We start from the raw sequence: 21,250 nt of genomic DNA, 5'->3' as shown, positions 1-21,250 counted from the left end.
TAGCACCAAAACCCTTAATTTTCAATGGTTTAACGTTTGATTAAGATAAAAAATGTGATATTGCTAAAATAAGGCCGCTCATAGTGCATTTTGATAAAAAATCCGTCATTTTAAGTGGTTTTTGGTGGTTGAGCAAAGTCGAAACCAAAGAAAAATGTATTGAGAAAAGAATTTTCTTATGCATAAACCTTGTTCCCGAAATTTTTTCTTTCTGAAAAAACTAGAACAGACGGTTTTTAACCATAAAAATCAGTTTAAAATAAGTGCTTTATTTTTTTTACCCATTTCAAAGGAATATTGTATGGTGCATATCGCAGCGGCACATCCAACCACGTACCTCGCTTTATTATGGATTTATGATGGGAAAAAAGGTCGAAAGTGTGCTTGCCGTGGTACCCCCCTATCCCCGATTGACCTACCCCGCCAAAGGGTAAACCCTTGTTGCTGATATGTACCACCACATCGTTAATGGTACCTCCGCCAAAGGAATATTGGCCCATCAAGCGTTTTTGAAACTTTTTATTACTGGAGAATACATAAAACGCCAGGGGGTTCGGGTATTTGGAAATATACTCGTGCAATTCATTTTCTTCTTCATAGGAAATTATGGGAAGAATGGGGCCAAAAATCTCACCGCTCATAACTGGGCTGTCCAGTTGGGGCTCATCCACCAAAGTGGGCGAAATATATTGCTCCTCATCTACAAAATCACCCCCAAAAAGGACCTTTTGCCCTGCAAGCATAGCTTTAAGTTCTTGGTAGTGCTTGGTTGTGGCAATCCGGGCAAAATTCCTCGAGGTTTCCATTTCTTCCCCATAAAATTGGGTGATGTTTTGTTTGAGGTGGCCTACCAAGGAGTCCTTAACGCTTTTGTGCACCAAAATATAGTCCGGGGCAATACAGGTTTGCCCTGCGTTTATAAATGTGCCCCAGGCAATGCGTTTTGCGGCCAGTTTTACGGAAGCCGTTTCATCCACAATACAAGGATTTTTGCCGCTCAGTTCCAAGGTAACCGGTGTTAGGTGTTCTGCAGCACTTTGGTAGACAATTTTGCCCACACGGGTGCTTCCCGTAAAAAAGATATACTCCCATTTTTCCTTTAAAAGCTCGGTAGACACCTCTACCCCGCCTTCCACAACCGTCACATATTCCGGCGGAAATACTTTTTTAATAATTTGTGAGATTATCTTGGAGGTATACGGACTATATTCCGATGGTTTCAAGATGGCGGTATTGCCAGCGGCCAAGGCCCCGACCAAGGGTGCAATGGCAAGCATAAACGGATAGTTCCAAGGCGAAATTATAAGCACTTTCCCGTAGGGTTCGGGCTGGATCCAATCTTTTGATGGAAAGTTGGACAATGAAGCTCCTACACTTTGGGGTTCGCTCCATGAGCGTACATTTTTAATGGCATACTTGAGTTCGGCCAAAACCAATTGGGTTTCGGTGGCCAGGCTTTCAAATTTCGGTTTTTTAAAATCGGCATAAAGCGCATTGCAAATAGCATCTTCTTGATCAAGAATTTCTTGCCGTAATTTTTTGAGGTGGTATTTTCTATATGTGACTTCCTTTGTTTTCTGAGTGGCAAAAAACTCATTCTGGGCCGCTACCAAATGCTTCACCATAAATAAATTGTTTCCTTAAATATAACCAATCTAATTAGGAATCTCGTTAAAATAAAAAGCACCGGTATAGGCCGGTGCTTTTAAAATATATTCTTAAGACGTTTAAAGCGTCATCTCTTCTGTGGCTCCGTTAGGATAGATAATCGTGACAGTATTATCACATTCCCCATTACCAAAGTCCACGGTAACGGCCAATCCATTTTTGGAAATAACCATAGTTCCGGTGGTCATGTACTGGCAAGAAGCGTTTCCTTGCAGGTCTTCCAAAGTTTCCACGGCATAAGTATTTCCATCCGCTTCAACGGTCCAACTGCCCGAAAGGGTAAAAATGGCACTTTCCAAGCTATCACCAAAGGTGATACCGAATGTTTTTGTCCCATTTTCAGAAATTACAGAACCATCTTCCATTTCAACGGACATGTTGCTTACTACCGAAAAAGTAATTGAAGTTTGATCGCTGCTCGCTGACATTTCAAAAGTTCTAGTACCGTTTATTTTGATGTTGCCCACGTAGAAATCTTGATAAGTAGCTATGAAGGCGGCGGTCTCCCCCCCTACCTCGTAAGTAACGGTCACGGTTCCGTTTACGTTGTCCGTTCCTTTGAGCACGCAATTGTTAAAGGTTGCAACAAATCCAGTTTCAGTATATTCGGCTGAGTAGCACTCCCCGTCCTTTGCTGTGGACGTTTTGGCGGTATTTCCTGCAAAAAGTCCTGCTAATGTAGTATCGGCCGCTCCAGCAATATCGTCGGTGGTCAAAATGGTCTTTAATTCCGCTTGGGTAATTGCTTCTCCCTCGCCAGGCTTAGCATCATTACTACAGGATTGAAAACCGATCAGCGCAAAGCTGGCAAAAGTAATCGATAAAAATCTTAGGGTAAGTTTCTTCATTTGATTGTGTATTTACCAAAAAAACGTTGCCATTTACCATTTAGTGTAGATGGCATCGTTAAATCGATGAAATACAGCGGGTATTAAAATATTATTCTTGAAATTATGTTATGTTCAACAAGAGTAAACCACTATGATTTCAAATGCATAGTTTTAAAGAAAAGAATGAAATTCTTTGTCATTTGGCATCAAGTCCTCCCTTAATCTCCCGAAACAGGTTCGGGACAGGCTCTCCAAAAGGATGGAAACTTTTCCCCTTGGGGAGACCGGAGAGGGGGACTATCCATAAAATTACAGGGTTTTACCTTTAACAAGAAAATAAACAAGTTCGGGGCAAGCCTCGGGGGTCAAATCTCGATTATCCCGTAAATTAAGGTTCTATGAAAAAAATCAAATCACATTCGCTATTGCTTTTAACCCTGCTCCCCATCTTATCTTGCAGTGATGATGGTAACGGCGATAATGGCCTAGTGACCTCATAGCTGCATAAAACGACAACTTAGCTCACAGGTACTGAAAACACTGGCACTTCTTATACAATGGTTACATCTCAAAAGTTGGCCAAAAGTCCAATTGGATTAACCAAACTACTATTCTGCAAATGCTTAAGAACATTCGTTTGTTTCGGGATTACACTACCATTTCATAGCTTTTGAATATAACTTGTGCCCAAACTGTTTTATGGACTATCTTTACGGAAATCAACCGATTATGTTTCTTTCCAAATTCCTAAAAGGCTCAATGTTTTAAGTATTCACTTAAAACATTGAAATCGTGAAATATACGAAACGATTTGAAAGGGCTTTTGGACTTACCCCTGAAGGACATATTGATTTTCCAAAGAAAATATCCAATGTTCGTTTATCAAGGATTGACAACTATCTTAAGATGGGTGGCTGTTGTTACTGTTTTCCCCACGGGATTGAAACGACCAACTCGAAGTATTCAAAACGTACCAGGAACTGGAAAAAACATAGGAGAAACCAATACAAGGGATAAATGGTGGTATCCATTTTTTGACGGCACCGCATATTATAATACCGGACTTTCTACTTGAAAAACCTCAAATAGCTTTCTGGACTTTGCAGGAACGACCTTGTAATAGTGTAATGTTCTGTCTCCTCCAAAGATACTTTGTTCATTCCTTTGTCGGTCACCTCATATATATTGGCTCCGGGATATGCCATAAGCATAGGTGAATGTGTAGCTATAATGAATTGGGACATATGGGATTTAAGATGTTCTTGGATAAAATAAAGCAAGGACAACTGTTTGGATGGTGACAAAGCGGCCTCCGGTTCATCCAATAGAAATATCCCGTTTCCATTTATAGTATCGTCCATTATCTTCAGGTAGGCCTCCCCATGAGAAAAACCTTGTAGATCCTGACCATAGTTCAATCGCATTCGATAAATCTGATAGTTTTGGTTGTCCTTCATTTCTTGGATGATATGGTCTGGAACTTCTCCATAAATATCCTTGAAGGATTCATGGAGCCTGGCATCCTCTCTGTCGATACTGTTCAAGAGGTCACCAAAGTCCTCTGCCCTGAAGAAAAATCCTCTGGGTTTTTCAATTTTCCAATCTAAATGCAGATATGGCGTCAACGAACGGGCTGCCTTGAAACAATTTTTACCATACCCAAATCCATCCATATGTGGTAATTGTAAACGAAGTGCCAATGTTTCGAGCAATGTGGACTTTCCGGTACCGTTATCACCTATAATAAAGGTAACAGGTGCGGATACATCAACGTCCTTTGCAAACTTTATTGCACTGACATCATAGGGAAACGGATGGGTTCTTTCTGTAGTTATGCTAAGTGATGTGAGGTAAGACATAGCCTTGTCTGAGATTAACTACTTGATTTTGACGAAAGTTCTTTTTCTACTCTATAAAAAGAGGTCTTACCGATTTTTGCCCGTTTGCAGGCCAAATCAATCGATACTCCTTGATTCCCGTACAGATGCTTGGCATAATGGTACTTTTCGATTGTTTCAATCTTCGACCCTTTGGGCCTGCCCAACAACTTGTTCCGCTTTCTTGCATTATCAAGCCCCACCTTTGTGCGTTCACTGATAAGGTTGCGTTCGAATTCCGCAACTGCCGCAAAAATCTGTAATAAAAATTTACCGTTGGCCGATGTGGTGTCGAATTCCGGTTCGCTCAAGCTTTTGAAATGTACCCCTGCCTCATTGAACCTATCAATAAGTTCAACCATATTTTTCAGCGAACGGAAAACCCTGTCGTTTTTATAGGTAAGGATAGTGTCCCCCTTTCGCATATATCTCAGCATTTCGTTCAATCCTTTTCTGTCGTCCCGGGTACCGCTTGCTATATCCTTATAAATTTTCTCACAACCAGCATTTTTTAACAGATCGATCTGTGCTTCAAGCTTTTGCTCGGGTGTCGATACCCTGGCATATCCTACTACCATTTTTAGTTCCGTAAAAGGTTATATAACGAAACTACTAAAAAGAACGATAAATGGAACTAGGATAAGATATTTTTTTAGGGCATTTCGGTTGTACCGAAAAACGGCCGATTAATAGGACCATAATTATGATTTATAACGGCCTAGGATTTTCACTTTAAAGAGCTAAATAATGAAATGTATATTTTGTAACAACGTAGAGCGAATTGAAAAGCGTATCAGAAACAATTTTGACAAGAAATTTCACTACATTGTTCTTTTGTAAATCGAATGATGAGCTTTCCTTTACTTGCCGGTATTGCAGCTTCAATATTACATGTGGTTTCAGGACCAGACCATTTGGCTGCGGTTACCCCTTTGGCGATTGAAACGAGACGAAAAGTCTGGAAAATAGGTTTGTTCTGGGGTTTTGGACATCTGACCGGAATGCTTTTGATAGGGTTGCTTTTTCTCCTATTTCGGCAATACATTCCAATAGAGAAAATATCGGAACATAGTGAACAGCTAGTTGGCGCCGTTTTAATTGTCGTGGGACTCTGGGCATTATACAGTATTTTCGGCAAAAGAAAAAACCACAAACATCCGCATGTGCACAATGCGGAAGAGCCCTATATTCATATACACAAACATCCGCATGTGCACAATGCGGAAGAGCCCTATATTCATATACACGAACATGAGCATGACAAAAACATGCTAAACCATGGTCACGCTCATAGCAAAAAGGTTAAGCAAAATCAATGGACTTCTTTTGGGATTGGGGTTTTACATGGACTCGCAGGAATAGCACATTTTGTTTTACTCCTTCCGGTATTGGGATTTGAAAATAAATTTGATAGTATTCAATACATCATTGGCTTCGGATTAGGAACACTATTGGCTATGACGATTTATACATTCTTACTTGGACAATTAGCGAGGTACTCCAAAAAACAAAACAGTAAATCTCTTTTTAAAATGGTGCGCTTATCGGGAGGAGTTTTCGCAATTGCTATAGGTGTTTACTGGCTGTATCTTAGTCTTTAGAGCTTTAAATCCGTTATCACTACCCGATGATTTCCAGTATCGGCAATGATTAGTTTATTTTCTTTTGTAGTTATTGAAAAAGGCCAATACAAGGAGCTTGAAGTTCCCATCAAGGTTTCTTTATTTTCGCTTCCTGTTTTAAAATCTCGTTTCCCAATGACCGCTGTTGCTTCGGGATTGTTTTTCGTTGGGATTTTATCAAACCATAATACTCTACTATTCCCAGTATCATTTACTAGTATCCCGTCTTTATAGAAACAAGCATCATATATCCAGTTTAACGATTTTGAAGAGGGAAACAAGCCAAACTGATTTTGTCCACAAGCATCAAAATCGGCTTGTCCAATAATACTATCCGCTGGTTTTGAAAATGCTTTGTCAGCATCATTCCAAACTAATGAACGGTAGAATTGAGTGTCGGCTACGACCATTTGTCTTTTGGCATTTACCTTAACGGAATAGGGCCAAATGGGTTCATGATTTTCATAATCCCTGTTCGTGAAATCCGGTTTTCCTATGACTTCATCCGCCGGAGCAAAATTGGTCATTGGAATCCCGTCATAGAACAATATCCTCCGATTCCCTGTATCTGCTATCCAAAGGCTTTCTCCATCTGAGAAAACTCCGTACGGCCAGTTTAAGGTTTGTGCAGAAGGGTCGTTTCCAATACCCGAAACGTTGGGTTGATTTGATTCAAAATCGGGCTGCCCCAACACTACATCCGCTGGCTGCCCATTTTGAGTGGGTAACGAATGCCAAATAAGCACGCGATGGTTCCAAGCATCTGCAACGATAACGATAGTGCCATTGCTCCATATTCCCGATGGATAATGTAATGTACTTGCAGTTGCAATTCCACCCGCATTACGACCCGTTTCTGTGGCATCGACCTGACCCAAAACAATATCGGGTTCTTGATATTCTGTCTTGGGAATTTCATTCCAGATAAAAATGCGATTACGCCCCGTATCGGAAACAAAGAGTTTATTCTCCATAGTAAAAACTCCTCTTGGAGCCAAGAATGGCATTTCCTCGGAACCTTTAAAAACATAAGAATCGGTAACATGTTTGCCTAGCGTTTCAAAATTCATATTAACAAATTCTAGGCAATTGTTCTCCGGGAAGCATACTTATAACCCTCTTACCTCCTATTGCACTTTCCATAATGACTTGTTTGGGATGTTCCGCAACGACGCTTCCTATAATACGAGCATTTTGACCATTCTCATCTTCTTGCAAAGCAGTCAAAACGGCATCTGCTACAGACTCAGATACGAAAGCAATAAAGAGTCCTTCGTTTGCTACGTATAAAGGGTCCAAGCCTAATAATTCGCAGGCACTTGCCACCTGTTCATCCATAGGAAAATCTCTTTGAAACAAGTCGATACCTATTTCAGAAGATTGTGCAATTTCTTTCAATACTGTTGCAACACCACCCCGTGTCGGGTCAGTCAATAAATGAATACTTTCTCCAAACAGCTCAATCAATCGTAGTATGGTATGATTTAGATTGGTGGTATCACTCTTGATTTCAGAGCCGAATTCTAAACCTTCACGAACCGACATGATAGCCATTCCGTGAGATGCAACATTTCCACTAATAATTATTTTGTCTCCTACGGATATATTTTTTACGCGGATATTTGCTTTGGGATGAATAGGTCCGACACCTGAAGTGTTCACGAAAATTTTGTCGCCCTTACCCTTTTCAACCACTTTAGTATCGCCAGTAACGATTTGCACGCCTGCTTTTTCACAAGCGAATTTGATGGCTACCAGAATATCCCAAAATTCTTTTACTGGAAGTCCTTCCTCAATGATAAAACTTAACGAGAGATATTTGGGCGTAGCCCCGCACATTGCCAGATCATTGACCGTTCCGTTTACGGCCAACTCTCCAATATTTCCCCCGGGGAAAAATATGGGAGACACTAAAAAGCTATCTGTAGAAAAAGCCGTTTTGCCATGCAACTCTAAAAATGCACCATCATGGCGTTCGTCGAGGATATCGTTTTTCAGCAGATCAAAAACACCACTATCTAAAAGTCTGTTGGTTAGTACTCCGCCACTTCCATGCCCTAAAGTGATGACATCAAAGTCAAGTTTAGGCATGGGGCATTGCAGCTGCACGCGTATTTTGTTGTTCTCCGGCATTTGGTTTCGATTAAGCTTCAACTAGTCCGGAAAAGTGATAATAGGCAGCACAAGCCCCTTCACTACTGACCATGGGCGCACCAAGTGGATTTGTAGGTTTACACGCTTTACCAAATTGAGAGCACTCAAAAGGCTTTTTGATTCCCTTCATAACCTGACCTGAAATACAGTCTGGGTTTTCAGGTGCCTCTTCAATCGTGACACTAAATTTTTTTGTAGCATCAAACGCTGCATATTTCTCACGAACGGCATAGCCGCTATCAGGAATTTCCCCAATACCCCGCCACATCTGATGTCTAACTTCAAAAACTTCATCAATGACTTTTTGAGCATCACGATTACCTTCCTCCCGAACGATTCTAGCGTATTGATTTTCAACTTCAGACTTACTTTGCTCTAATTGACGGATAACCATCAAAATACCTTGCAGCACATCTAAAGGTTCAAAACCCGTAACCACGATCGGCACTTTATATTTGGCCGATATTGGATGATACTCCGTATTGCCCATTATGGTACATACATGACCAGCAGCCAAAAAGCCATCTATTTTACTTTCCTCATCATCGATTACCGCTTTTATTGCTGGTGGCACCAAGACATGCGATGCCAAAATAGAATAGTTTTTTACGCCTCTACGATGCGCGTGCACTACCGACAAGGCATTTGCCGGAGCCGTTGTTTCAAAGCCAACGGCAAAGAAAACAACTTCTTTATCCGGATTGTCTTCGGCAATTTTTACAGCCTCTAAGGGAGAATATAAAATCCGTACATCGGCTCCTTCTGCTTTTGCTTCAAGCAAACTTTTTTGAGAACCAGGCACTCTCAGCATATCTCCAAAGGAGCAAAGAATCACTCCTTTGTCTGAGGCGAGATACACCGCTTTATCGATTAAATTCAAAGGAGTCACACAAACGGGGCACCCGGGTCCATGAATCATAGTAACCGAATCCGGTAACATTTCAATGATACCATTTTTCACAAGGCTATGTGTTTGCCCACCACAAACTTCCATAATCGACCAAGGTCTAGAAACGGTGTTCTTTATTTCTTCCAAATATTTTTTTGCGAGTTCAGGGTCGCGGTATTCAGACATGTATTTCATCTGTAGATTTTTATTTTTATTAATTGGTCAGATGTAATTCGCTCAATTTGCAAATTGAATGTAATGTTTGTAATGGATCATTTCACGGCAAACGGTTTTAATTAGTTTTTGGCAAATATTCATCTACATCGGTAAGGTCTCCCAGTTCCCCAATCTCTTCCAGATACTTAAACGTTTTTTGCGCTTCTTCTTCATCTACTTTGCTGATGGCAACACCAACGTGTACCAATACATAATCGTCAATATCGGCATCAGGCAGCATTTCTAAACTGGCCTCTTTGGTTATACCGCCAAATAACACTTTAGCCATGCGCACCTTGCCATCATACTGCATTTCAATACTCTTGATTTTACCTGGAATCGCTAAACACATAATTTACTTTTTAATATGCTGATAATAAGATAACTGACCGAACGAAATATTCTCATCGTTACTAGACAATATACGATTAAATTTTAACTTTATTCCCGAATTTTCAGCTAGTTTTATAAGCTTTTCGATGAGTACAGCATTTTGAAAAACCCCGCCACTACAAGCAATACAACTAAAATTATGCTGCTTTGCTATATTAAAAATCACGCGCGCTAGCGTATGAATAAAACTATTCGCAATTCTTGGAATTGAGAAACCATCTACCATAGCTTGATGAATATTTTGAATAATTGTTTTTGTTGGAATGTTTTCAAATACTACCCCTGCTAAAAAATCAACTTCATCATTTCCAACATACATTCTTGCTTGATTTTCTAATAGCATTGCAGCCTCACCTTCATAGCTAGTCACATCTATTATACCCAACAAGGATGCAACCGCGTCAAACAAGCGTCCTACCGATGATGTTTTCAATGGGTTGTTCTCCAACATTTTTAAATAGACTTTCCATTCCGTTTCGGAAAACTTCTTCCTGGCAATTTCCTTTTCTGCATTGGGAAGTATACTGAGAAAGGACAATCTTGGTTCTTTCGCCATTTTATCAGCAGCCAACCAATCATAATATTCAAAGTGAATCAGCCGTTCCATTTCGTGATTTTGATACGTAAAGGACTCGCCTCCCCATATCATATTGTCTTCTCCAAACCCAGTTCCATCCCAAACTAGACCTAGTATTTTTTCTTTGGAATCAAATAAATCGTGTTCGCCTAAAACACTTGCAAAATGGGCTTTGTGATGTTGTATGGAGATATATTCCGCATTCCATTTTTCAGCCAACTCCCTTCCCAAAATGCTACTTTGATATTGTGGATGGGCATCTATCAAAATTACTTCCGGTTGTGTTTGAAACAACTTTTCAAATTGTCCAATACTATTCTGAAATCTTTCGGAAACATCATAGCTATCCAGATTTCCAAGATAAGGACTCATATAGGTATGCGAATTAGGCACAAACGTAAACGTGCTCTTTAAATGGGCACCCATGGCCAGTATCTTTTCGTTTCCCGAAGGTGTCATATTCAGAAAGTTGGGAGCTAATCCACGAGAACGTCGAAGTGTAATTTGATGTTCATCAGTAAACCGAAATACAGAATCATCCTGAGGAAAAGTAACTTCTAAATCGTGATGCAGGAAATAATCAGCCACTCCAGATAGTTTTTGAATTGCTTCTGATTCTTTCGAGATAATCGGGGAGCCATGAACATTTCCACTCGTGGCGATGATCGGAGTACCAAGTTCATCCATCAAAACCGTGAGCAAAGCTGATGATGGTAACATAACACCGAATTGATTCAATCCTGGAGCGATACCATCTTGTTCCAAGTCAGGAATAGACTTCTTCGGGTTCAAAATAACTATGGGAGCTACAGATGAAGTAAGTGCATTTTCTTCTGTAGCACTTAGGTTAAAGTCTTTTTTGATTCTTTCCAAGGATGGATAGAGCAAGGCAAAAGGTTTCGCAGGGCGTTGCTTTTTTTCACGTAAACGTTCTATCGCCGACTTATTATTGGCATCGCAACATAGCAGATAACCATTTGTGTTTTTAAGTGCCAGGATGCTTCCTTTTCGGATGAAGTCGGATGTTTTCTTAACTAGCTCCTTATGGTCTCCATCAAATTGCCTCCCGTCATAATCTTGCAGTTTTAATTGAATCCCACAATCGGCGCAGCCATTCGTTTGCGAATGAAATCGCCTGTCATCAGGATTGATATATTCCGATTGACAAGTAGCACACATTTTAAAGGCAGAAACCGTTGTATTTGACCTCTCAAAAGGAAATTTTGTGGTCGCCGCAAATCTTGGGCCGCAGTTGGTGCATGTGGTAAAAGCATACCCATATCGCCGATTGCTTTTATCCCTAATTTCAGCTTTGCATGATTCGCAAATAGAAAAATCTGGGGTTAACGGAATGTTGGTTTGATGCTTTGCTTCTGAAGGAATTATCTTGAAGCCATCGAATTCTTGAAACGGAATTTCGGAAATCTTATGTGATTGAATGATAGAAATTGATGGAGCATTTTCTAGTAGTTGAACCAGAAAATTAGTTGCTTTTTCTTCGGAGGCATTGATGTGAATTAGTACTCCGTCTTGATTATTGCAAACCGAACCCCTCAATTGAAATTGTTTAGATAAACTATACACAAAAGGACGGAAACCCACCCCTTGTACTTGACCAGAAATAGTAATTTCAAAGGTTTTTTGCATTTAGCCATTATCCTTTCTTCCGTTCAATTTTCTCCAGTAACCAATCACACCAAGCATCTATTCCCTCTCCGTTCGTAGACGAAACTTGTAACACTTCTATTTCATGGTTTACCTCTCGCGCATCCTTGATTACGGCTTCTACTGAGAAAGGCACGTAAGGCAATAAATCGGCTTTTGAAACGACCATCATATCGCTGGTCAAAAACATTTTAGGATACTTTTTGGGCTTGTCATCACCTTCTGTTGTTGCCATTAAGGTAACGCGATAGTCTTCACCCAAATCGAAAGAAGCCGGACAAACCAAATTGCCCACATTTTCTATGAACAATAAATCAATATTCTCCAAGTCGAATTGGTCTAAAACCTGATGCACCATTTGAGCTTCCAGATGGCAAATACCTCCCGTTACTATCTGCAGGGCATGTATGCCGGTCTCCCGAATACGCTCTGCATCACGTTCCGTTTCTAAATCTCCGACCATCACGGCCATTGTTATTTTATCCTTTAGTTTTTCTGCGGTTTTCTGCATTAAGGTGGTCTTACCACTACCTGCTGATGAGGTTATGTTGATTAAAAGAGTATTGGTTTTAGCCATTTCCTTTTTAATAATATCCGCTACAAAATCATTTGCTTTGAGCAAATTGATATTAGTGTTCTCGCATTGCACAGTTCCTCGTGCCGCCTTTGTTGATTTATCTACGCTCATCGTTTTTTTGTGTTTATAAAGACCTAATGGTCTAGTCATCAAATTCTATTTTGTGAATCAACATTTCCTCCCCTTCGATTACATTTTTACTTGGTCGTTCGCAATTTTCGCATAGAAACCTGTAATTCTCCACATTGGTAACATGATCGCAAACTTCACATTGAATTTTCAATTGTGTCGATTCTATTTTCAAAGCAACGTTCTGAAATCTGCCATCCCTTAAATGATAAACATCATATGCGTTGTGTAGCAAACGCGGTTCTATGTTCGAAAGGATTCCCACTTTCAGGTGAATTGCTTTCATCTTCTGGAGTTTCTCAGCTTCAAACTCTTGTTCCAAAGTCGCAATAATGCTATTTACGATAGATGTTTCGTGCATAACCCTCCTAAATTAAACTTTTTACTTTTTCCAATTCTTGGAGATGCTTCTCAGCTTGTTCTAGTATACCAGCATCTGTCACCAAAGTTTTCACTTCCTCGGCTTTTTCCTTCATTTCTTCATATTTTTTCAACTCCTCCTCACTAGTTTCGTTATGTGTAAGCCATCCCAATTCCAATTGATTCATCAAGGTCAAAGCACGTTCAAAGGGATATGCTTCTGCCGTTCTCACCTCAAGCGCTTCCTCAAACAGACCAGCTGCTTTTTCAAGATTGTCATGAATTTTTGCTGGAGGAAAATGCATTAACGCTGTCGCATAATTATGACTTGCCATTGCATTTTCATACGGATACTTATCTTTTGTATAAAAAGCCAGAACTTCTTTGAAGGATGATGCACAAAAGGCCGTCCACATTGGTTTCTCGTCAGCACCTACCGGAATTTCAGAATAAATTAACGCCAGATTGTGATGTACATCTGCAAATTTCTGAGGATGTGTATCTCGCTTGAACACTTTCAATACATCCTGAAAAGCATTAATGGCTGCTTTATAATATTGAGGACTTCCATTCTTTGACCAAGTATATAATAGAATCGCTTTTTTGAATCCGGCCTCTCCCAAGAACTCCGGAATATCTTCTTCTTTAAAATATTGAATCGCTCTATTAATAAGTTCTTTGGATGCAACAAAGTCTCCCTTAAAATTGGCAATTTCTGTTGCATCGACCAACAACATTCCTGCCTGTATTTTCAGGTCTTTTGCTTCGAATTGAGCAATGGCCTTTAACTGCAGTTCATGAACTTCTTCTAACATTTGACTATCATAAGGCACTTGTAATTGTGCCATTAAAATTCCCGCTAAATGGGTATTCATTGCATTTTTGGCATCTTCTGAAATGGCAATTTCGAATTGTTCTTGCGCCAGTTGTTTTGCCTCCTGCAATTCACCAGAATCGAGAAGTAAATTTAGGTAGTGTTTAGCCGTAAATACCTTGACTTCATCATTTTCAGCTTTGGAAAGTGCTTCAGAAAACTCTTTTTTAAGTCCCTCATTGTTTTTGGGGTTTTCTACGACACCATAATAACTTAGAACTGCACTGTTGTGCGGCGATGTATTGTAACAAAAATCTACCATGTCAGGCGAAATCTCATAACCGAATTGCAAATGTGTTGCAATCAAAAGGTGGTGGTATAGCGGATGTTCTTCAGAAACAAACTCAAAGGCCTTTTGATGATTTCCAAGCTTATAGAAAACCAAGGCCAGTAGATTTTGCCTGTTAAATGGAGTCGCAGGAAATATATAAGGCGGATCCAAATCATACCAATCTAAAGGAACTGTAATTTCATCCGATGCTACCACCAAGGTTTTCAGGTCATCTATAGTTTCAGCGTCCTCGGTTATGCCAACCAACTCATCCAATCTATCTACCGATGCAATCGCCTTCTGAACCTTTAGGATGGCATCAGTTGTTGTTAATATCGTAAGCATCTTTGTCTACTTTTTGTGTACCTCGTGGGTCTTTTGCAGCTGTTTGCTGTATATTTCTACCATAGATTTCAGCGAGTCGTTCCGAACGGTAATCACCGATAACTTGAACCAAAACCTCGTTAGGGTCTTGGGTATTTATAAATATGAGCGAAACCTCCCAACGTCCTTTTACAGGGGTAACCTTGTACTGCACCTCGGCATCTATTAGCCAGTCGTTTTTTGGTTTTGTCATGAGATACTCACCTTTATCAAATTCGTTTTTTCAATGATTTCATAATCCAAATCCCTGTCAGTCATATCTAAATCATTGTCTATCAATATCTCTCGAATAGCTAGGGTTTTATCACCTTTTAAATTACGTGATTTCAATAGAAACTGAGTCGGTTTGTACATTTTAACGAACCATTGACTCGAAACAGGAGTGATTAAAACCTTACTCTGCTCTTCCACATAGGTGACATACGCGTAATGAATGTCTCCGAAGATGGGTTGAATCAATTCATTGTCCAAATAAATATGTGAAGTCTTCAGGGTGATTTTAGCACTCACGTAGATATCTATAAATTTAATTCTTCCAAAATATGTTGTACGACTTTATCACCTGCTTCCTTCACCACGTCACTCAAATCAACTTCTAGCTTGGTATTTTCAATCGCCACTAAATACACTTGAATATCTTCTGGATACTCATCTTGTAATATTTTTTTCGTGTACGATAAAGCCTGGTCCCATTTCATTCCATGGAGAAAAACCATCGGGTCATCTTGAGGTGCTTTCATTACTTCTTCCGCTGGGACTTTAAACAAAGTACCCACAGGTTCATTGCTATTCAGAACTGCATCTGCCAAAATAATCTTATCATGGCCTTTTAAACCAAAAAGTACTTCAAAGGCAGCTGTACCCATATCGATAATGCTTATGTCGTCAGAATCGGGAAGTTTTTCCCGCAACTGTTCTATTACATAAATGCCTACTGCATCATCGCTGCGCACCGGATTTCCAAATCCCATTATTGCCGTTTTCATCTATTTTTCTTTCTATTAAAGTAAAAAACTTTCCCGAGGTCACCCTCAGGAAAGTCTCAAAAAAACTACATGTCAGAAGTTATAATTTGAATCTTGATAGCTCAACGCCACTTTGCGCATCATGGGCATGTACCGTACATACCAAACATGAATCGAAAGAGCGCGCTACAATACCTACTTCTACTGGATCTAATGGGTCTTCGATCGTTGTGCCCAAAAGAGCGGTCTCAATAGGTCCTGGATTATCATTACCATCTTGCGGACCAACATTCCAAGTTGTTGGGGCCATAACTTGATAGTTTTTGATAACACCATCTTTAATTTCAATCCAATGTGCTAAGGCTCCTCTTGCTGCTTCCGTAGCACCAAAACCTTTGCCGTCTTTCTCAACAGGTTTGGTGTAGAACTCACCATCTAAATCAATTTCAGATAACCATTGTTCAATGAATTTATAGATTCTAGGAGCTTCATGAACTCTAGCAAGAACTCTAGTGAATACGCTAGGCCCTAGCTTTTTCATGATATCACCAAATAAAGGATCTCTAATTTGATGTTCCTTATTATTTGGGTTAGCGTTCATAATCACCCTAGCCAACGGACCAGCTTCAGCAGCATGTCCGTCATAACGCGGAGCTTTTGCCCAGCTATATTGATTATCAAAGTCACTATCATGCAATGTCTGCGATTTCATAGGTGTCGGAAGCGGTTCATCCCAAGGGTGAAGCCCATCTTCTTGGTCTTTATACCACGAATGCTTAACGTGCTCGCTCACTTTCATGTGGTCAAACTCATGATAATTTTCACCATCAAAGAATCCACTTGAGCTAATTAAGGCGTCATTTCTACCTTCAATAGTTGGATTATTATATCTGTCTTTATGCAAGTATGTTCCTGTTGCTAAGAATTTACCAACACCTTGACCGAATTTATCCAAACCAAATTCGATACCCGCACGAATCAACAATCCCAGATCACTATTCTTTTGAGATTCATTTTCTTCGACCCACGCCAACATGTCGTCCCAAGATTTGATTTCCATATAACGCTCGATAGAGCAACCTAACCAAATCGGTTCTAACCAATCGTTTTTAAATTGTGCGAGTATAGCATGAGCTCTGGTAATATCCTTTAAGGTAGGAGCGCACATCACCCCACCCGGCACCATGTAACTTGAGTGGGGCCATTGACCACCGAACAAGGCATAAATCTGAACTGGCAGTCCACTTGCCGTCAATCCCTTTTGAAAGGTTTCTCCGACATAGGCGGACCAGCGTTTTACCACTTCCTTATATAAAGGTTTATCGGCATACTTTTTATTAGCTAAATCCGTGGCGAAAATCGCATAATACCATCTTGGGATACTTTGAAGGGTTTCCGAAGCCTGACCAATCGCTCTCAACAAAAGAGCATTTGGGGTTAGCTTTGTTCCCCAAGCAGTATCTAATGCCGAGGATGCACAATATAGGTGCGACCCTCCACAAATACCACAAATTCTAGGAGTAACAATGAGTCCCGATTGTGGATCCTTGCCTGCCATGATTTTCTCAAAACCCCTGAACATCGCTGCTTGCGTATGGGCGCGTGTGACTTTGCCGTTGTCAATATAGACCTTCACATCCAAATCGCCCTCAACACGACCAACGGGAGATATATTTAATTCTGTTACTGACATTTTTATTCTTTTTCGTTGCTATTATTTTGAACCTTCCTTAACCCTATGGTTTGTAGGTAATACTTTCTGGAAACCGGCCTCTAAATAGTAAGCCAATTTGTTCCTACCCTCTGGGACTTCTTTAGGAAATGTACCCATGTACTTCATGGTCTTAAAAACACTACCTTTCATAAGGTCGTGATGTGGAAAGCCAGGTTCGGTACAGCCCAAACAAGGATGATTAGCTCGGGTTTTACTAGATTGTCTGTTCCACAATATATTGTTACAACTCGCTCTTGTCATTGGGCCTCTACATCCAACCTCGTAAAAGAGGCATCCGTTACCCCTTTGGCCAAATCCACCATCGACTTTTTGTGCAAAGTTGACTACGTTGGTACAACCTGTCTGAACAAAGTCGGTAAAAAACGTTTTTGGCCTGTGGTAATCATCAATAAGCACATCGCCTATCCTTCCCACAGAAATCGCGACAAGAATTTGAGTAATCCAATCTGGGTGCGCAGGGCAACCTGGTATATTTATTACTGGCAAACCACCTTTTGAAACATAGTCAGGGCCCAAGAACCCACCCTTGTTCTTTTTATGGAATTGCATTCCAGTAGATTCACTAGGGTTTGGCGGAACTGCAGGTATGCCTCCCCATGTTGCGCAATCGCCAATAGCGACGACATAGCCCGCAACTTCTGAGAGTTCCTTAATCCAGTCCTTCATCGGACGGTCAGCGAATAAGTTCATGGTTCCTGTGTTATCCGGGCCTTGAATTATCGAGCCTTCAAAAACAAGAATATCCATCTGCACTTTTCCTGCGAGGATATCCTTTAATAGGTCTTGAACTTGGTCCCCAATCTGTAAACCGGTTGTTGGGTGCCATAAAATGTTTAGCCCGAAATCGGTAATAAGTTCTACCACCGTTGGTTCTTCGGCGTTCAAAAAGGACATTGTGTTGCCACTACATGCACCTCCTTGTAACCATAGTACATTTGCCATAAGTCATTTGATATTTATTTTAAAAGTAATGAAAATAAGAATATGATTCTTATTTAACAAAATTTTTAGAGTATTTTGCGTTATTTGGAATATATCTTAATTATTCATGACAACCTCTTAAAATAAAAAGTCTGTAAGCTAATTTAATTTCAGATGAACTAATTGAGTTTCATGAAAGGAACCATTTTTGGTACAGAGGATGATTACCCTACACGGCCAGACCGAGGTTTTTGTCCATATCAAGCTCAAACTTCCCGTAAGGGTTCACATGTGCATGTATCAACGGGCTCAATGCTCGGTAATCTTCTTTTGAAAACCTGTCCATCCATCCGTTCTCGGAAACCACACGTTGGATCATAAGTGTGTTCACATAGACTAAACAGTTCTGGAGCAGATGAAGTGCAAGTACGGATAGTTCCTGTTCTTCCAATCGGTTCGAGGAAACTTCACCACTTTTTCCAAAAAAAATGAAACCGTTGGCAGAGTTCCAATTCTCTATCACGTTCAGCCCCCCGTGTATTTCACGTCTGATGTCCCCATCGGCAAGGTACCTGCAAAGGAATATCGTTTTCACCGCCTTTCCTAGTTCCTGCAGGGCCCTGTATGTCGGATGGCTCTCGTTACCCCTGGTGAACCTCTTTAAAATTGATTCAGGGTCGGCGGTACCCTGTTCCAAAGCAGCGGTATATTTTACCATTTCATCATATTGCCTCTCGATGATTTCCCATTTGATACCTCTATTGAGTATCGGTAAAAGGTTTTTAAGTTCTTTCTTTAGGGAAATATCGGGTAGGTAAAGTTTCTGGGAGGCAATATTCTTCAACCTTGGCATTAGTTCAAACCCCAAGAGCTTGCAAAAAGCAAACGCGACCTCACTCTGACCGTGGGTGTCCACAAACTGTTTTTCCACCTTCATATCGGTACAATGCTTGAGTACACCTTCTATCATATTGGCCACTTCTGATGAGGAACATTTCTTTAGTTGGGAATAGATGCAGGTGGATCGCGTGTCCACGTGCCAATAGATCATAACGCCCCTTCCTCCATACCGGATGTGCCATTCCGCCATCAGGTTCTGGTCCCAGGACCCGAACTTTTTGGAATCGGAGGCACATGAGGTCGTTGCCTCGCCCCAGAGTTTGGTGTCCTTTACGGAGAATACCCCATTGGCCACTTCCCTAATGGCACTGCGCAGGGAATCTTTGTGTACATATACATTCTTTACATGACGGAGCTCCTTGTAGCTTACATTATTACCTGACGCTATTCTTTTAAGTCCCATATTGGTTCCAAGCCCATAAAGAACCAACAATAGTCTTTTTCTGAGCTGTTCCGGTGTCAAACGTTCAGATGTCCGGATACTCTTGAACAATTTTGTGAACCCGGACCAACTGTCCGCTTCGCGAAGGATTTCCAAAAGTGATGTCATTGGCCATCTGGATTGTACATCTCCCTTGAGCGCATTTATGTTCGGTGGGTCCACGAGCGGGTCCATGGGGGAGAGAACAATGTTCTTGATGCCGCTTTGCCGTAATCTTACATACTTGTTGGACGGCAAGTTTTCATTTAACGTTCTCAGTGCGATTTCCATTTCTTCCTTTAATCCCTTGGTAAATTCCACGGGGTCGTTCTCTACGCCCAACCGGTCGTAATAAAATTTCCTGTTCATATTGAAGTCTTTAGGTACATCCTCATCGGGATTACGGTACCTATCGGCTCCTTCAACCCATATTTCCTTGCAACGGAGCCTCTTTCTCAAAGCTTCAAGTACTGCTATTTCATAGTCTATCCGATCCATATCGCCTTTGCCCATCCCTTTGACAAGTTTTACAAAGCTGGGCTTGATGATGTCCGAAGTGGGAATCGAGTCATCGTCCATTGAGAATTTTGAGTTTGGCATAGGGTTCTCCAACAGCCAATCTATCGCGTCCAAAATAGGTACGTGCAGATCGTTGTTCGACCTGAAGGTAAGACTGCCCAATATTTTCGGGACCATTCTCCGATAATGTGAGGAATAACTGGAACGCACCAATCCATGGATTTCATTTTTGAAACCCTTACCGGAATATTTATACTCCTTGACGATATCGGAAAGCTTCGATTTATTTGCAATGGGAAATATTACCCTATTGATGGTTCCTTTAGGGTCCTTCAATGATGCCTCGGCGATTCGGGCCAATATTGTCGTCTTACCATAAACGCGTTTCAATTCCTTTACCAGTGCGGTCTCTACTTTCTTTTTTGCCTTCTTTGATAGTTTTCCCACAATGAGAATGAAAAGATCCACAAGGTCATCTATGATTTTTTGCCTTCTGGAAAAAAGAAAGACACCCATCAGGGTATCCCTAATATATGGTGGGTGTCGCCTTATCTCCCAAGCGGATTCCGAAGCTATTCTTTTGTACAATCTTTCCCTAATCTTGGGATGTATCCCACCGATTTCTTGAATAGGAATTGCGCAATCCTCTATAAATGCCAATTTGTCCAGCTCATCAAGAACGGTTAGAAGGCCAACACGTCCAGGATCTGAACGAAGCCAAGTAAACGAACCCTTTTCGCCTGGATCGCTTCTCAGGCAACGGTCGAATAATTCCGTTGTACCCCTTCCCAACAATGATGCAACCTGATCGAAAAATCTGTTTTCAAATTTCGAGAGTGCAGTGGAAATTATACGGGAAAGTACTTTTTCCGTAGGAGCTGAAAGTTTATGTTCAAAGAACCATTTAAGGCAAACATCTTCGATTTCTGTTTTTGTACTTCCAAAGGGAAGGATGTCGTCAATCAAAAAATCGATAAGATCTTCGCGGTGTTCTTCATTTGTTTTTTCAACGCCCAAGAATTTTAATATTTCTTTACGATGACGTTCTGCGGTTCTTTGCGACCAATCATACTCATTTAAAATAGATTCATTGGTCTCCAACTGTTCACTTAAATGGGAAACCAGACCACTTACCAAACTTGATTTACTTTTAGGAAATGAACCTGTGGATAAATATTGTTTCAATTGGACTGCAAAAGCCAGTTTATGGGGAAAGCTTTTATTCTTCAACAATATTGACTCATCGTAGGTCAGGTACCAATCCTGATACTGGTTTTGTTCCATGTGTTTTTGCCACAAATTA

19 protein-coding genes are annotated in these 21,250 nt (G+C 40.6%); 1 reads left to right on the top strand and 18 read right to left on the bottom strand.

The window, feature by feature from the left end:
- Positions 1–254 precede the first annotated feature (254 nt).
- The 4 genes from AC13CC_RS17205 to AC13CC_RS17190 form a co-directional block, all read right to left on the bottom strand.
- The gene (locus tag AC13CC_RS17205) at positions 255–1,625 is read right to left on the bottom strand and encodes an aldehyde dehydrogenase (protein ID WP_482878149.1); all 1,371 of its coding nucleotides are present in this window, start codon (positions 1,623–1,625) and stop codon (positions 255–257) included.
- A 102-nt stretch (positions 1,626–1,727) separates the two neighbouring features.
- Positions 1,728–2,516, bottom strand: a complete 789-nt coding sequence (locus AC13CC_RS17200; RefSeq protein ID WP_482878148.1) for a hypothetical protein — start codon at positions 2,514–2,516, stop codon at positions 1,728–1,730.
- 1,049 nt (positions 2,517–3,565) lie between these two features.
- The gene (locus tag AC13CC_RS17195) at positions 3,566–4,357 is read right to left on the bottom strand and encodes an AAA family ATPase (protein WP_094998672.1); all 792 of its coding nucleotides are present in this window, start codon (positions 4,355–4,357) and stop codon (positions 3,566–3,568) included.
- A gap of 14 nt (positions 4,358–4,371) precedes the next feature.
- Positions 4,372–4,953: a recombinase family protein gene (locus AC13CC_RS17190; RefSeq protein WP_094998671.1), complete on the bottom strand. Its 582-nt coding sequence runs from the start codon at positions 4,951–4,953 to the stop codon at positions 4,372–4,374.
- Positions 4,954–5,220: 267 nt separating this feature from the next.
- Here AC13CC_RS17190 and AC13CC_RS17185 point away from each other — a divergent pair, with 267 nt between their 5' ends.
- On the top strand, positions 5,221–5,976 hold the full coding sequence (locus AC13CC_RS17185; RefSeq protein ID WP_482878147.1) for an urease accessory protein UreH domain-containing protein: 756 nt from the start codon (positions 5,221–5,223) through the stop codon (positions 5,974–5,976).
- Here AC13CC_RS17185 and AC13CC_RS17180 read toward each other — a convergent pair.
- From AC13CC_RS17180 to AC13CC_RS17115, 14 genes are all read right to left on the bottom strand, one after another.
- Entirely contained in the window at positions 5,973–7,067 is a 1,095-nt protein-coding gene (locus AC13CC_RS17180; RefSeq protein WP_036382160.1) for an NHL repeat-containing protein, read from the bottom strand. The genes AC13CC_RS17185 and AC13CC_RS17180 overlap by 4 nt on opposite strands.
- A 1-nt stretch (position 7,068) precedes the next feature.
- On the bottom strand, positions 7,069–8,130 hold the full coding sequence (gene hypE / locus AC13CC_RS17175; RefSeq protein WP_229702477.1) for a hydrogenase expression/formation protein HypE: 1,062 nt from the start codon (positions 8,128–8,130) through the stop codon (positions 7,069–7,071).
- 10 nt (positions 8,131–8,140) lie between these two features.
- Positions 8,141–9,235, bottom strand: coding sequence for a hydrogenase formation protein HypD (gene hypD, locus AC13CC_RS17170; protein WP_036382157.1), 1,095 nt, complete (start codon positions 9,233–9,235; stop codon positions 8,141–8,143).
- A gap of 97 nt (positions 9,236–9,332) precedes the next feature.
- Entirely contained in the window at positions 9,333–9,608 is a 276-nt protein-coding gene (locus AC13CC_RS17165) for a HypC/HybG/HupF family hydrogenase formation chaperone (RefSeq protein ID WP_036382153.1), read from the bottom strand.
- 3 nt (positions 9,609–9,611) lie between these two features.
- Positions 9,612–11,873 (bottom strand): carbamoyltransferase HypF, encoded by a 2,262-nt coding sequence (gene hypF / locus AC13CC_RS17160; protein WP_036382150.1) that lies wholly within the window; start codon positions 11,871–11,873, stop codon positions 9,612–9,614.
- Between the two features lie 7 nt (positions 11,874–11,880).
- The gene (gene hypB / locus AC13CC_RS17155; protein ID WP_072878679.1) at positions 11,881–12,579 is read right to left on the bottom strand and encodes a hydrogenase nickel incorporation protein HypB; all 699 of its coding nucleotides are present in this window, start codon (positions 12,577–12,579) and stop codon (positions 11,881–11,883) included.
- 31 nt (positions 12,580–12,610) lie between these two features.
- Positions 12,611–12,958 (bottom strand): hydrogenase maturation nickel metallochaperone HypA/HybF, encoded by a 348-nt coding sequence (locus AC13CC_RS17150; RefSeq protein WP_036382147.1) that lies wholly within the window; start codon positions 12,956–12,958, stop codon positions 12,611–12,613.
- A 7-nt stretch (positions 12,959–12,965) separates the two neighbouring features.
- Complete coding sequence (locus tag AC13CC_RS17145) at positions 12,966–14,447, bottom strand: hypothetical protein (protein WP_482878146.1); 1,482 nt, start codon at positions 14,445–14,447, stop codon at positions 12,966–12,968.
- Positions 14,422–14,679, bottom strand: a complete 258-nt coding sequence (locus AC13CC_RS17140) for a hypothetical protein (protein WP_036382140.1) — start codon at positions 14,677–14,679, stop codon at positions 14,422–14,424. The genes AC13CC_RS17145 and AC13CC_RS17140 overlap by 26 nt, the downstream gene beginning before the upstream one ends.
- On the bottom strand, positions 14,676–14,996 hold the full coding sequence (locus tag AC13CC_RS17135) for a hypothetical protein (RefSeq protein WP_051947244.1): 321 nt from the start codon (positions 14,994–14,996) through the stop codon (positions 14,676–14,678). The genes AC13CC_RS17140 and AC13CC_RS17135 overlap by 4 nt, the downstream gene beginning before the upstream one ends.
- An 8-nt stretch (positions 14,997–15,004) precedes the next feature.
- Positions 15,005–15,472: a hydrogenase maturation protease gene (locus AC13CC_RS17130; RefSeq protein ID WP_036382137.1), complete on the bottom strand. Its 468-nt coding sequence runs from the start codon at positions 15,470–15,472 to the stop codon at positions 15,005–15,007.
- A 79-nt stretch (positions 15,473–15,551) separates the two neighbouring features.
- On the bottom strand, positions 15,552–17,144 hold the full coding sequence (locus AC13CC_RS17125; RefSeq protein WP_036382135.1) for a nickel-dependent hydrogenase large subunit: 1,593 nt from the start codon (positions 17,142–17,144) through the stop codon (positions 15,552–15,554).
- A gap of 21 nt (positions 17,145–17,165) precedes the next feature.
- Positions 17,166–18,128, bottom strand: a complete 963-nt coding sequence (locus AC13CC_RS17120) for an NADH-quinone oxidoreductase subunit B family protein (RefSeq protein ID WP_067037452.1) — start codon at positions 18,126–18,128, stop codon at positions 17,166–17,168.
- A 208-nt stretch (positions 18,129–18,336) separates the two neighbouring features.
- On the bottom strand, positions 18,337–21,231 hold the full coding sequence (locus tag AC13CC_RS17115; protein WP_094998668.1) for a Tn3 family transposase: 2,895 nt from the start codon (positions 21,229–21,231) through the stop codon (positions 18,337–18,339).
- Between the last annotated feature and the right edge of the window lie 19 nt (positions 21,232–21,250).

This window comes from Flagellimonas sp. L-11 (genome assembly GCF_056857735.1).
The sequence above is the reverse complement of the archived record's forward strand: the minus strand, read 5'-3'. Positions and strand labels throughout refer to the sequence as shown.